We start from the raw sequence: 13,314 nt of genomic DNA, 5'->3' as shown, positions 1-13,314 counted from the left end.
CACGGGATGGCACACGAGGGTGGCATGACGATCACGCCGAAAGTCCTGTACACAGCCGCAGGCGCGGCCGTGCTGGTCAGCCTGCTGGCCTGGGCGGTGGAATGGAGCGGGATGGCCTATGTCTGCCCATACTGCCGCGTGCAGCGCACGGTCATCGGCGTGCTGGGTGTGCTGACGCTGTTCGCGCGACCGGGCGGCCTCATCGTGCCGTGGTTGTCGTACACCGCGGGTGGCTTCGCGTTCATGGTCGCGGCGATGCAGCACTTCAACGGCTGGAAGCGCATTTCCGCCGGAGATTTCAGCTTCAACGCGCAGTGGTACATCGACCCGTGGCTGCTGTCAGGTTGCGCGATGCTGATCCTGGTGGCGCAGCTGATGCTGGTGCAGGCCGCATGTCGGCGCAGTCTGCACTGAGGCCTGCCCACGGGCGTAGCGTCAGGCGTTCTGGAACACCGCCAGCTGCGCAGCAAACGCACGCTGGTAGGCGGGGCGCTGCGTTGCACGGCCCACATAGGCCACCACCTGCGGGTACTCATCGAGGAGGCCGCTGCTCTTCAGGCGCAGCAGCACCGAAACCATCATCAGGTCGCCGGCGCTGAACTCGCCCTCCAGCCACAACGCCGATCCCAACCAGGCGGACAGCTGCGCCAGCCGCATACGCACACGCTCATCGAGCATCGGCAGGCGCTGCGCATACCAGGGCTGTTCGCGCTCCAGCACCCAGGCCATCGAGCGCTCGACGATGGGCGGCTCCACCGTATTCAATGCAGCGAACACCCACATGATCGCGCGCATGCGTGCATCTGGATCAGCAGGAAGCAGGCCGGCATGCTGCTCGGCCAGGTACAGCACGATCGCGCCGGATTCGAACAGGACCTGGCCGCCGTCCTGCCAGGTGGGGATCTGCCCGAAGGGGTTGCGGGCCAGGTGCGCGGGCTGCTTCAGCTCGGCAAAGCCGAGCAGCTGCACGTTGTAGGGCACGCCCAGCTCCTCCAGCGCCCAGCGCACGCGCATGTCACGGGCCAGGCCCTGGCCGCGGTCCGGGGAAGTAGCGAAGGCGGTGAGGATCGGGCACATCGTGGCACTCCTGCAGGTCGAAGGGCCTGCCTTTCCTGTTCCGACGAACGACGGGGCGGGAAATCGACACCCTTCCCGGGACGGCGGGCGATACACTGCCCCCCACCCACCACTCCTGTGCCTCCTCATGTGGCAGCGCCGCACTTCCCTGGCCGAACTGCAGCAGCAACGCGATGTGCTGCAGGCTGAGATGGATGCGGACGCCCAGCGATGGGTCTCACAGCTTCCGCCGGATGATCTCGTGGCAGCGCTGATGCCGCAGTCGCGCCGGCTTCAGGAGCTCAATCAGCTGATCCTGCGGGCTACACCACCGCGTGAACTGATGAAGCGCCTGAAGGCGCTTGAGCGCCAGCTGCTCGAACCCGGTACACAGAACGCAGGCGTGCGGAGGGGACTGGAAGATGAACTGCGCGATCTGCACCTCTATTTCAGCAATCCCCGCCGTCGCCCATTGACGGCAAAGGTCATTCTCATCCTGTTCGCCTGCGTTCTGGCCGCCTTGTTCCTGCCGAGGCTGCTTGCGGACCTGCTGATCGCTCTCTAGGCCGCCCTCACCCCGCCCGATGCAGCTTCCGGTACTGATCCGGCGTGCACTGCGCGTGCCGCTTGAACATCTCGGCGAAGGCGCTGACGCCGGAATAGCCCAGCTCCTCGGCGATCCGGCTGATCGGCCGGCGGGTGCACAGCGCCTCGGTGGCGCGCACGAACTTCACCCGTCCACGCCAGTCGCCGAGCGACATGCCCAGCTCGCTACGTGCCATGCGCTCCAGCTTGCGCACGCTCATGTGGTGGCGCTGCGCGATTTCGGCAACCGATTCGGCCATCGACAGGTGTTTCTCCATGTACGCCATCACCTGCTTCAGTGCATCGCTGCTGGCGATCGGCAGGAAGCTGGGCAGTACGGCCGCATTGACGATCTGGTCGATCACCACGGCGGCCATGCGCCGCTGGGCCGGGGTCCGCGGATCGGTCACGCCCTGCCGTGCCAGTTCGTGCAGCAGCTCGCGCAGCAGCGGGCTGACTTCCAGTGCACGGCAGCGATCAGGCAAGCGGCGTGACAAGGCCGGCGACAGATAGGCCGAGCGGTAGGCCAGCTGCGAGCGGTTGCGCGAGTAGTGGGCCATTCCCGGTGGAATCCAGATCGCGTAGTGCGGCGGGGACACCATCCATTCGCCGTCGATCTTCATCTCCATCACACCCTGCGCGACGAAGTTGAACTGGCCCCACGGATGGCTGTGCGTCCCCCAGTCCGTGGGCTCCATCGCACCCTGCCGGAAGTAGATCGGACCGGGCAGCTGGCGGAAGGTGGGGATTGGCTCCATCGGTTGCCGCAAGCCGGGGTCGGTGTGGCGCATTTTCGGGATGTCCTCGATATGCGCCAAGCGTACGCTGGGCAATCCCCCACGTACACCCGCGTTCCGTGAACTATCTTTTCCCGATCCTCGCCTGCCTGCTGTGGGGCGCGAACACCATCGTCACCAAGCTCGCCTCGGGCTCGGTCGGCCCCATCGACATCGGCTTCTTCCGCTGGCTGGTCGCGGCGGTGGTCCTGCTGCCGTTCGCGCTGCCACGTCTGCGCGAAAACCTGCCGACCGTGCGCGCCAATCTCGGGCGCTTCCTGGTGCTGGGCTGCCTGGGTGGGGTGATGTACCAGTGCCTGGCCTACTATGCGGCGCACTTCACCTCGGCCACCAACATGGGGGTGATCCAGGCGCTGATTCCGTTGATCGCGCTGGCGCTGTCGCGCGTGTTCATGGGCCATCCGGTGCGAGGCACTTCCATTCTTGGCGCGGTGATCTCCACTGCCGGTGTGGTGGCGGTGGTCTCGCAGGGCGACCTGGCGCGGTTGGCAGCGCAGGGCCTGAACCGCGGCGACGCGATCATGCTGATCGGTGCATTGGCGTTCGCCGCCTACAACGTGCTGATGCAGCGCTGGAAGATTCCGCTGTCGGTGCTGGAGTCGCTGTTCCTGCAGGCCACCGCTGCATCGCTGATCCTGTTGCCGGTACAGCTGCTGGTCGGCACCGGGGTGAACAACCTCACGGCGGTCGGCTGCATCGGCTTCGCCGCCGTGTGCGCTTCGATCCTGGCGCCGCTGACCTGGATGACCGGACTGTCACGCCTGGGCGCTGCGCGCGTCTCTGGCTTCTTCAACCTGGTGCCGATCGTGACCGCCGCACTGGCTGTACTGCTGCTGGGAGAATCGCTCAGTGGCTGGGTACTGGGCGGTGGCCTGCTGGCGGTGTCCGGCGTGGTGTTCGCCGAGTACAGCGCCAGGCGCGCTGCTGCAGTGCCGAGCGAGCAGCCCGCATAGGGCTTCGGTCATGCGGGATACGTGTCTCCGCTCAGCGCCTGTTCCACCCGCTGTTGCAGCGCGTCTGCATCATGGCCGCGTTTGCCCTGCAGGCTGAGATACAGCGAAAGAGGGTCCACCACATCGCCAATACTGGTGAATGCCGGCGGATAGGCCCAGATCTGCAGCCGTGCGCTCTGGAGGCAGTCCGGACCGGGCAGGGGAAGTGCGCCCAGCAGGCGCCACGCATCGATGTGCAGTGCGCGGGTGCCACCGATCGGGGGCGGTGACGTTTCAGCAAGCGCGTCGAGGCCTGCCGTCGGCGCCGGATGCCCCGCATCGCGGAGTGCCTCGGCGGTCGGGCCCCAGCAGACATCCACTTCCTTCAGGATGGGGGAACGCAGGAACGGCTGTGCCCTGGCCCAGACCTCGTCGCGGTTGCCGGCCAGCTTCAGGAAGCGCTCGCGGCCACCGGTGGAGCGCTCGACCAGGCCGCGACCGACCAGTTCGGCAGACAGGCGCGACGCCGTCATCGAGGTGTAGCCGGCGACGGCACTGATCTCGCGCGGTGACCACCAGCGCGACTGGCCGCTCAGCAGCACATGGATCAGCACGGCCTGCGCCGAAGGCAGCAGCGAGATGGCCTTCTTCTCATGATCGGGGTCGTCGCGGAACTCAATGGCCAGGCTGGGCGCGAACAACTGAGTGTGCGGGACCACGAAGTCGATGTGGTTCTCGACCAGGAAGCGGCGCTGGGTCGGCGTGAGATAGGGCGAGACGTACAGCACCAGTGCATTCGCTGCAGAGCGCAGGCAGCGCACATCCTGGATCACGCGGGTGCTGGATTCGCCTGGTTCGCGGGCCACGGCGAGCATGGCGGGGGTTTCCCCGTACAGCATCAGCCCGGCGAGGTGGTAACGCGATGCCATGGCGTGTGGAATGGCATGCGATGAAGCAAGTGGATGCACCGCCGAGGCAAGCCCCGGGAGAATCCTGCGCAGGTACCGCTGCGCGTCAGCGACCAGGTCGGTCAGGCCGGTGCGAACTGCCGTCGTCATCTCGTACTTCCCTTGCGGCGGCATGTCCGGAAGATCGGAACCCGGCCACACCGTCACATTCAGTGGTGAACCTGGAGACGGACGTGCAGTGTCGGGGCGCGTGGCAATCCATGCGGTCCTGCTCCTCAGCCGTCATGACATCAGTGTTGCCGGGAACCTTGGAGATTCCGTCGAAGAACAATGGAGATTGGGTGGAGGCGGTGTGCATCGTGGCCGGCGGACTCCCCTTCCGCCGGCCACGAGCACGGACATGCCCGTCAGAAGCGCTGCGAGTACTTCACGTACACGGTGCGGCCGATATCGAAGCCACCGTAGTAGGGGAAGGAGCTGGACGGCTTGGAGAACATGATCGGGCCCTGGTGGTTGAACACGTTGTTCGAACCCAGCGCCACGGTGCCATCCCACGGCAGCTTGTAGCTGACCTGGATGTCGTGGAAGGCATTCGAACCGACCTTGCGCAGGGCATCCGGTTCACCGTAGGCGTAGCGGTCGGGCAGGGTGCAAGGACGGTTCGGTACGCAGTTTTCCACCATGCCGGAGTAGTAGCGCACGGTGTACTGCGTGCTGAAGTTGCCGAGCTGCCAGTTCACGCCCAGGTTCGAGCGCAGGCGGGAAATACCCGGCTGGCCGATCCGGCCCATCATGATCGTATCGCCGGCCGAATTCTGGTTCTGCTCGTCGTACTTGGAGACATAGCTGTTCTGCAGGTCAATGGTGAAGCGGCCGAACGAGAACTCGGGCAGGCGGTAGCGGATGCCCAGGTCCCAGCCTTCGGTTTCCATCGAGCCCAGATTGGCCAGGCCGTAGAACATGCTGGTGATGTGGCCATCGCCAGCGCGCTTGACGCTGCCGCAGCGCGACGCGTTGCCGAGCACGTAGCAGTCACGCAGGATACGGTCGACGCTGTCCTGGATGATCATGTTGGTGATCTTGTAGCTGTACCAGTCGAGGTTGATGTCCAGCCCGTCGACCCAGCGCGGGCTCCAGACCACGCCCACGGTCTTGCTCTTGGACTCTTCCGGGCGCAGCTTCGGATCGGAGCCGGTGGTGAACTCGTCAGGCGTGGCGCACGGATAGCTGGCGCAGGGCTTCAGGCTCTGGTTCAGCTGCTGGTAGCCCAGCGGGACGCCGGCAGCGTTGCAGGCAGCGTTGCCGTTGACGCTGTTGGTGGCGCCGATGCCGCACGGGTCGACATAGGTTTCGAAGCTGGTGCCCAGGCCGCCATACAGATCGGAGATGCTCGGTGCGCGGAAGCCTTCGGCGAAGGTGCCGCGGATCATGAGCTCTTCGATCGGACGCCAGGCGAAGCTCGCCTTGGAATTGGTGGTGCTGCCGAAGTTGCTGTAGTCGGAGTAGCGCGTAGCCAGGTTCACGGTCAGTTCCTTGGCGAACGGCAGGTCGCGCAGGATCGGCACGTTCACTTCAGCGAAGAACTCGTTGAGGCTGTAGTCACCGGCGGTGGTGGAGGCGCCCAGTGCAGTGCTCTGGCGCGACTGGGCGAAGGCATCAGGCACGAAGCGGCCTTCTTCCTTGCGGTACTGGTAGCCTAGCGCGACGGACAGGTCACCGGCGGGCAGTTCGATCACCGGGCCGGAGATGTTGGCGAAGTAACTGCGGGTCTTGGTGATGCCGGTATCGTTGAACGTCGGGAACAAGAAGCGCTGCAGTTCGGGATCGGAGAGAGAGCCAGCCCCCGCGACTCCGAACGGCAGCAAAGGATTCCAGGCCAGGCAACCCGAGACCGGCGATGCCGCCGTGCCACACCGGGCCACACCGTTGGCATCGAGGTAGGAGGGCCCCAATGCCTGCCGGGAAGCGATCAGGCTCATGTCGCCACGGCCTGTTTTTGTAACTTCATTGCGGTTGAACAACGCGCCGACTTCCCAGTCGTATGTCTTGGTGCCCAGCTCGAAGTAGCCGGACAGACTGGGTGCAACCCGCAGCGACTTCAGCTTGCTCTCGGTGGTGCGTGGCACCTCCCACAGGCGGCGATTGAACGCAATGCTGTGGTCGACCGGGTTGAACACGCTGGCCGCATCCAGCGGCGTGCCGAACTTGGTCGACTGGTACGGGTAGCCCGCGATCTGCTGGTCGGTGGTGCGCTCGTTGTAACCGATGTCGGCAGTGAACTTGATCTGGTCGGTCAGCGCGTAGTCGGTGCTGAGGAACAGCGAGCGGCGCTCGATGCCGGTCTGCAGGTGCATCTGCTCGTTGCCGTTGGCGAACTCGGCCGGCGTTATCGGGTGGTAGTCGTTCGGGTTCTTTGGATCGCCACCACGATTGAGGGTCTTGAACACCGCATCACCGGTATTGCACTTGTAGAGCGCCGGGTCGCACCACGAACCGTTCTGGCTGATGTTGCTCCAGTCCGCGCCCGGATAGTTGGGGCCGGCGCCGCCGTACCGGGAGAACTCGCGGTCGCGGGCAAACACCGGGTCTGACTTCTGGTATTCCAGTGCGAGGGTGTATCCGCCACGCTCCCCACGGGCGCCGGTGACCAGCGAGAACGTGCTGTCCTTGCCATCGCCCTGGCTGAACTGTCCGTGCTGCATGGACACTTCCAGGCCTTCGTAGTTCTTGCGGGTGATGATGTTGACCACGCCAGCGATTGCATCCGAGCCGTACAGCGAGGAGGCGCCGTCCTTCAGCACGTCGATGCGTTCCACCGCGCTCATCGGAATCTGGCTGAGATCCTGCAGGCCGCTGGTGGTGGCGCCGAGCCGCTTGCCGTTGACCAGCACCAGGGTGCGCGTGGCACCCAGATTGCGGATGTTGACGTAGTAGCCGCCAACGTTCTCGCCGGACGCCAACGCGCGCGCACGCGAGATGGTCGGCGCGCCGGTGGAGGTCAGGTTCTGCAGCAGGTCGGCGATGGTGGTGAAGCCCTGCTGTTCGATCATCGCGCGGGTGATGGCGACGATCGGCTGCTGCGTTTCGATATCCACGCTGCGGATGGCCGAGCCGGTCACCTGGATCCGATCCAGGTTCTTCGGTGTCTTGTCGCCGTCATTCTGCGCATGCGCAGCCGGCGACCAGGCGGCGGCCAGGGCTGTGCCCACCGCCAGGGAAAGCAGGGTGTACTTGTGGTGCATTTGGCTCTCTCCAAATCCAGTTGAATGGGTTTCCGCATCGCTGCGTGGAAACCGATCTGAAATCCCGCTGTGCGGAATCGGAAGGAACCTAACACTCCGTTTACAACTCGATTACGTTATGGACGCGTTATCGTCGCGCGCCGGATACAACGTTCATGCACAGGCCATGCACGAAACCGCGACGCGCACCAAGGGCGCTCTGCTTCAGTCTGGCTGCATGCTGATGACAGACTCCAGGAGACATCCGATGAATATCCCCGGCAAACCAGAACCCACGTGGAAGCAGTGGCATGTGCTGTTGCTGGTGCTTGCCATCGCACTGCTGGTGACGCTGATCATCGTCATCGCGCCATGGTGAATCGTCGGCGTTCTGCTCAGGTGCCGTGAACGCGGAAATGCGACGGGATGAAGGAGTCAGGGCGCGTTGAGGGTGGTGATGCATGCATCAATTCGTACTCACCCAATCGGCACATTCAAACCTCCACAGTGGTCCCGAAGGCAACGCACTCGCGCTGTCATTCTCCATAGACCATCGAGCACACAGGAGCGATTCCATGAGCACCCAGTCCACCATCGAACACCGCCTCAACGACCTGATCGAGATTGCCCGTGATGGCAAGTCGTTCTATGAAGAAGCGGCGACCAAGGTAAAGGACGCCGAGCTGTCGGCCCTGTTCACCCGCATTGCCGGCGTCAAGGGCCGCATCGTCTCCGCACTGAGCGGCTCGGTTGCTGCCAGCGGTGGCAAGCCGGCCGAGCACGGCACCGTGGTCGGTTCGATGCAGCAGTTCTATGGCAAGGTCCGCGCCGCATTCGGCGACACCAACTATGGTTACGTGGCCGAGCTGGAAGAGTCCGAAGACCGGCTGCTTGGCGCGTTCAAGGACGTGCTGAAGGACAACGAACTGCCGCCGGCCGTGCGCCAGGAAGTCACCCAGTTGCTGCCTGAAGTGCAGGAGTGCCACAACGTGATGCGTGCGCGCAAGCACGCCATGAAGGCGGCCTGACGATCATCGGCGGCCTTCTCCCCGGGGCCGCCACGGTCGGGGCAGCGTGGCTGCCCCGGCCAACCTGGAGGTGGCGTGCAGGACTCAGCGGGGCGCATCGGGCGCGATGTCCTGCAGGTGCAGAACACGCCCCATCAACTCGCTGAAGATGGGGGCGGCGACTGCTCCACCACCGTAGCCTCCGCGGCGTGCATCGGGATCGTCCACTACCACGGCGACCGCATAGCGTGGATGTCGCGCTGGTATGACCCCCGCAAACAGGGACATGTAGTGGCGCGCGTATCCACCGGCAGCCGCTTTGCGCGCGGTTCCGGTCTTTCCGGCGATGGCGTAGCCGCTGATGCGGGCCCGCGTCGCGGTGCCGCCGGGCTCGGTGGTGGTGGCAATCATGTCCATCACCTGGTCGGCCACGTTTGCGGGCATGGCACGGCTCACCGCTGTTGCGCGACCATGCTCGAAGGTCGGTTGCACGCGCAGGCCATGGTTGGCCAGTGTTGCGTAGGCATTGGCCAGCTGCAGCGTGGTCATCGACAGCCCGTACCCATAAGCCAGGGTCTGCTTGCTGGTGCCGCTCCATGCAGCAGGAGCGGCCAGTACACCGTTGCGCTCGCCGGGAAATCCGCTGCCCGAGACATGCCCTGCGCCCAGTGCGGCAAACATCGCGTGCAGCTGCTCGCGGCTCAGGCGGTGCGAAATCAACGATATGCCCACGTTTGAGCTTTTTTTCAGGACGTCGCTGGTATCCAGTACGCCCAGATCCCGATAGTCACGGGTGGTGAAGCGCCCATTGCGGATCCAGCCTGGGTGGGTGTCGAACGTGCTGGCAGACGTGATCACGCCGGCCTCGAGCGCTGCAGCCACGGTGAAGGGTTTCACCGTGCTGCCGGGCTCGAACACATCGGTCACCGCACGGTTGCGGCGTGCATCGGCGGCGCCGGTGCCGGGCGCGTTGCTGTTGTAGGTGGGCCAGTTGGCCATCGCCAGGATCTGGCCGGTGCCGACTTCCAGCACCACGATGCTGGCGGCAGCCGCGCCGTGGCGCTGTACTGCCGGTCCGAGTCCTGCCTGCAGGATGTGCTGCATACGGCTGTCCAGCGACAGCACGATGTCCTCGCCGGGACGCGCCGGACGGCCACGGTCGCGCAGTTCGACCGGGCGGCCCTTGCGATCGATGATGACGTCACGGTAGCCGGCCTGTCCGCTCAGGCGCGCGTCGAACAGGCGCTCAAGGCCTTCAAGGCCACGGCCTTCGATATCGGTGACGCCGACGGTCTGCGCGAACAGCTCCGACTGTGGATAGAAGCGTTTGAACTCCTGCTGCAGGTGGACGCCTATGGGTGCCCTGGCCTGCAGTGCTTCAAGGCGGGCTGGATCGCCGCGACGGAAGCCAGGCAGATAGACAAAGCGTCGTTGCCGGTTGCGGGCCAGCAGTCTGGTCAGCACCGCCGCATCGGCATCCAGTACCGAGGCCAGCTGCTCGACTGAACCTGATGCGTCGAAGAAGGTGCGCGGATCGATCCACAGCGATGCCACGGGAGCCGATCCGGCAATGACGATGCCGTGGCGGTCGTACAGCGTACCGCGATGCGCGCGCAGCGGATGGTGGCGGAGCATCCGTGCTTCGGCCTGGTGCCGGTAGAAGTGGTGATGGACGATCTGGACGTCAGCGGCCCGCGCCAGCAGCAGGCCCGCCAGCACGGCCAGTGCGGCACAGGTCAGGCGGTAGCGGCGTCGGAAGTCATGGGCACGCGCGCGGCGTGGTGCCATGGTGGGGGTGCGCATGCGATGGGGCATCGAGACAATGGTTACAGCGGTTGCCCGGCGATGTAGGCCAGCAGTGCGGAAGCACGGTCGATGACATTGGCGTGGCTGCGGCCATCGGCAACAGCCATGCAGGCGATCTCCGCATCGCGCAGCGTGGCCAGCCGGTCCTGCAGGACCGGATAGGGTTCGGCCGTGCGATAGGTTGCGGTGTAGCCGGCATCCAGCAGCGGCTGGACCTGCACGGGATGGCTGTCGTGCTGGTTGCGCAGGGTGTAGTCGATCCGTGCGACATCACAGGAGGCGATGGCGTTGAACGCGTACTCCCATGCCACGGCGTTCGCCATGCCCTGGTCGATCTGGCTGAGCAGCGCTGCACGAGGTGGTTCGATGGGAGAACTGGACGATGCCGCTCCTGTGGTGGCTACCGGCATGGCGAACAGAAACAGGATCAGCGGGAGGTTCAGTCGCATGCGCGCGGTTCCGTGCGTTGCAGGAGGGATGGTGCTTCTGCCGCAGACCGGCCACGGCCCAGCAGCAACACCGCAAGGCAGGCCAGCAGCGCGGCGATGGCCGACGTCCACAGTGCACTGGCGAATCCATGGCTGTAGATCGCCTGTGCGAAGGCGGCGGTGCGCGCATCGGCGAAGGTACCGGTAGCGATCGCATCGGCCATCTGCAGTACATCGCGCGCAGGAACCGCCGCGGCCAGTGCGCTGCGGATGCCCAGGCTCAAGGCACTGGACAGTACGGTGAAACCGAGCAGGATGCCGACAAAGCGCGTGGTCGCGCTGATGCCGGAGGCCATGCCGGCCCGCTCGCGCGGTGCCGCGCCGATGATGGCCTTGGATGTCTCGCCATTGAGGATGCCGCCGCCGGCACCGATCACCACCATTGCCACGAGTGCCAGCCACGGCCGGTGCTGCCACGCGGCCAGTCCGGCCACGGCATTGCCTGCGGCGGTGACCGACAGCCCGATCGCCAGCACGGCCGAACTGGTCAGATGACGACCGAGCCGCCGGCCCACGCTGGGAAACAGCAGCATCGCCGCAGCGAACGGAAGCATGCCAGCACCGGCAGCCAGTACGCTCAGGCCGATGCCGTTCTGCAGGTACTGCGGCAGCATCGAGGCCATCACCTGTGCGCTGACCGAATAGCCGACCATGGCAATGAGTGCGCCGACGAAACGCGGACTGGCCAGCAGCCCGAGATCGACCATGGGATGTGACCGTGCCCGTTCAACGATGACGAAGGCAACAGCCATGATGATGGCCAGGCCCAGCCCGATCAGCGCTGGGGCTGATGTCCATCCTTCTGCCAGTCCTTCCACCAGGAAGAACACGATGCAGAAGATGGCAACGCTGAACGTGATGATGCCGGGCGGATCGAGCGGGCGGACCACGCTGTCGGACGACTCGGGTATCCAGCGCAGCGTGCCGTAGCCGAGCAGGGCCAGGAACGGCAGGATCGCGATGAACACCGCGCGCCAGCCCCAGAGCGCGGACAACAGGCCGCCGATCAGCGGTGAGAGCACCATCATCACGCCCATGGCGGTGCCCCAGAACGCCCATGCGGTGTCTTTGGCAGCCCCCTCGTGGTACGTGTGGCCGATGATCGACAGCGAGGGTGCCAGCAGAAAGGCAGCACCAATGCCCTGCAGTGCCCGCGCCAGGTAGAGCAGGGTGGCACCGGGCGCCAGTGCACAGAGCAGAGAGGTGAGGGCGAACAGGCTGATGCCGATCAGCAGCACCCGGCGGCGGCCGTAGCGGTCGGCGACAGCGCCGGCGGGCAGCAGCAGTGAGGTGAAGGACAGGATGTAGGCACTGATCACCCACTCGATATCGGCGAATCCGGCGTGCAGGTCACGCGCGATGCTGGGCAATGCGACCGCGACGGCATTGGTCTCCAGCACGGTCATCGTACAGCCCAGCGAGGCCACCAGCAGGACGGCGTCAGGCAGCGTGTGCCGTGCAGGCGAAGGGGGAGGAGAGGGCGGCACCGGTCACTCGCAGGAAGGGGAGGACGGCCATTCCATCAATGATCGGTGTTTGTTTCATTCTCGGTGTTTTCTGGTTACGTTAGATTGAACCTAACGAAAAACCGCCCATGGAACGCCGTCACCTGGAGTACTTCGTCACCCTGGCCGAGGAGCTGCACTTCGGTCGTGCGGCCCTGCGCCTGGGAATTGCCACTCCCACGCTGAGCGTGCAGATCCAGGACATCGAGCGTCGGCTCGGCACGCGCCTGTTCGACCGCGGCCGGCGGGAGGTGCTGCTGACCTCCGCAGGCGAGGTGTTCCTGGTGGAAGCCCGTGATGTGCTGCGCCGGTTCGAACAGGCCGAAACCCTGGGCCGGCGCGCCGGGCGGGGGGAGATCGGCAAGATCGAGATTGGCTACGTCGGCTCGGCGCTGTATGCCGGCGCGTTGCAGGATCAGCTCAGCCGGTTCCGCAGCCGCTACCCGGGCGTGGAACTGCAGGTGAGCGAATGGCCGATGGGCGAGCTCCCGCAGCTGCTGCAGGAAGGACGGGTGGATGTGGTGTTCTGCCGGCCTCCGATGGATGTACCCGACAGTTTCGGCGAACACACCCTGGTCGAAGACCAGTTCTGCGTGGCGCTGCCGGAAACCCATCCGCTGGCGCGGGCCAGGGCGCCGGTACAGCCGGCATCTTTGGCCCGGGAGGGCTTCGTCATGCCGGAGCAGCCGGTGGGTGCAATGGAAGTCGGGCGTCGCGGCGGTTTCATTCCTCGTATCCGTTCCCAACCCGGGCATCTGGCGGCGGTGTTGGCCGAGGTATCGGTCGGCGTCGGTTCGGTGGCGATCGTGCCATCGGTGCTGCAACGCACGCTGGTGCTGCCCGGGATGATCTACCTGCCACTGGCCGGTCCCACCATCGTCTCGACCATCGCTGTGCAGTACCGGCGTGGGGAGACCTCGCCCGTGGTGCGACGGCTGATCGAGCAGGTGAAGGAAACGCCGTGCAGGCGCATCGACATGTTGCCCCTGGCCTGAGCTCCGCCCGGCAG

12 protein-coding genes are annotated in these 13,314 nt (G+C 65.4%); 5 read left to right on the top strand and 7 right to left on the bottom strand.

Features of this window, described 5'->3' with window-relative positions; all coding sequences use genetic code 11:
- The first annotated feature begins 6 nt into the window (after positions 1 to 6).
- Positions 7 to 414: a hypothetical protein gene (locus SriyCCGPB3_RS18880; RefSeq protein WP_110713854.1), complete on the top strand. Its 408-nt coding sequence runs from the start codon at positions 7 to 9 to the stop codon at positions 412 to 414.
- Between the two features lie 21 nt (positions 415 to 435).
- Here SriyCCGPB3_RS18880 and SriyCCGPB3_RS18875 read toward each other — a convergent pair whose 3' ends face one another.
- The gene (locus tag SriyCCGPB3_RS18875) at positions 436 to 1,077 is read right to left on the bottom strand and encodes a glutathione S-transferase family protein (protein ID WP_110713852.1); all 642 of its coding nucleotides are present in this window, start codon (positions 1,075 to 1,077) and stop codon (positions 436 to 438) included.
- A gap of 127 nt (positions 1,078 to 1,204) precedes the next feature.
- Here SriyCCGPB3_RS18875 and SriyCCGPB3_RS18870 point away from each other — a divergent pair, with 127 nt between their 5' ends.
- On the top strand, positions 1,205 to 1,621 hold the full coding sequence (locus SriyCCGPB3_RS18870) for a hypothetical protein (protein ID WP_049461991.1): 417 nt from the start codon (positions 1,205 to 1,207) through the stop codon (positions 1,619 to 1,621).
- A 7-nt stretch (positions 1,622 to 1,628) separates the two neighbouring features.
- Here the strand turns inward: SriyCCGPB3_RS18870 and SriyCCGPB3_RS18865 are convergent, their stop codons facing one another.
- Positions 1,629 to 2,432, bottom strand: coding sequence for an AraC family transcriptional regulator (locus tag SriyCCGPB3_RS18865; protein WP_153854593.1), 804 nt, complete (start codon positions 2,430 to 2,432; stop codon positions 1,629 to 1,631).
- A gap of 65 nt (positions 2,433 to 2,497) precedes the next feature.
- On the opposite strand from SriyCCGPB3_RS18865, the gene SriyCCGPB3_RS18860 reads away from it, so the two are divergent.
- The gene (locus tag SriyCCGPB3_RS18860; RefSeq protein WP_110713850.1) at positions 2,498 to 3,391 is read left to right on the top strand and encodes a DMT family transporter; all 894 of its coding nucleotides are present in this window, start codon (positions 2,498 to 2,500) and stop codon (positions 3,389 to 3,391) included.
- Positions 3,392 to 3,399: 8 nt separating this feature from the next.
- Here the strand turns inward: SriyCCGPB3_RS18860 and SriyCCGPB3_RS18855 are convergent, their stop codons facing one another.
- Positions 3,400 to 4,428, bottom strand: a complete 1,029-nt coding sequence (locus SriyCCGPB3_RS18855; protein WP_110713849.1) for a hypothetical protein — start codon at positions 4,426 to 4,428, stop codon at positions 3,400 to 3,402.
- A gap of 257 nt (positions 4,429 to 4,685) precedes the next feature.
- Complete coding sequence (locus SriyCCGPB3_RS18850) at positions 4,686 to 7,520, bottom strand: TonB-dependent receptor (protein ID WP_110713847.1); 2,835 nt, start codon at positions 7,518 to 7,520, stop codon at positions 4,686 to 4,688.
- Between the two features lie 554 nt (positions 7,521 to 8,074).
- On the opposite strand from SriyCCGPB3_RS18850, the gene SriyCCGPB3_RS18845 reads away from it, so the two are divergent.
- Positions 8,075 to 8,527, top strand: coding sequence for a PA2169 family four-helix-bundle protein (locus tag SriyCCGPB3_RS18845; RefSeq protein WP_350259624.1), 453 nt, complete (start codon positions 8,075 to 8,077; stop codon positions 8,525 to 8,527).
- Positions 8,528 to 8,611: 84 nt separating this feature from the next.
- On the opposite strand, the gene SriyCCGPB3_RS18840 is transcribed toward SriyCCGPB3_RS18845, so the two are convergent.
- From SriyCCGPB3_RS18840 to SriyCCGPB3_RS18830, 3 genes are read right to left on the bottom strand one after another with little or no spacing between them, the layout of a single operon-like run.
- A complete protein-coding gene (locus SriyCCGPB3_RS18840; protein ID WP_350259623.1) occupies positions 8,612 to 10,309 on the bottom strand; it encodes a peptidoglycan D,D-transpeptidase FtsI family protein in 1,698 nt (565 codons plus the stop codon).
- Between the two features lie 23 nt (positions 10,310 to 10,332).
- The gene (locus SriyCCGPB3_RS18835) at positions 10,333 to 10,761 is read right to left on the bottom strand and encodes a hypothetical protein (RefSeq protein ID WP_350259622.1); all 429 of its coding nucleotides are present in this window, start codon (positions 10,759 to 10,761) and stop codon (positions 10,333 to 10,335) included.
- The gene (locus SriyCCGPB3_RS18830) at positions 10,752 to 12,287 is read right to left on the bottom strand and encodes an MFS transporter (protein WP_350259621.1); all 1,536 of its coding nucleotides are present in this window, start codon (positions 12,285 to 12,287) and stop codon (positions 10,752 to 10,754) included. Before SriyCCGPB3_RS18830 ends, SriyCCGPB3_RS18835 begins: the two co-directional genes overlap by 10 nt.
- 107 nt (positions 12,288 to 12,394) lie before the next feature.
- Between SriyCCGPB3_RS18830 and SriyCCGPB3_RS18825 the strand changes: the two genes are divergently transcribed.
- Positions 12,395 to 13,300, top strand: a complete 906-nt coding sequence (locus tag SriyCCGPB3_RS18825) for a LysR family transcriptional regulator (RefSeq protein WP_164162158.1) — start codon at positions 12,395 to 12,397, stop codon at positions 13,298 to 13,300.
- Positions 13,301 to 13,314 lie beyond the last annotated feature (14 nt).

The sequence above is a fragment of the Stenotrophomonas riyadhensis genome, assembly GCF_040256885.1.
GTDB lineage: Bacteria > Pseudomonadota > Gammaproteobacteria > Xanthomonadales > Xanthomonadaceae > Stenotrophomonas > Stenotrophomonas riyadhensis.
This window is presented reverse-complemented; position numbering and strand designations above follow the sequence as displayed.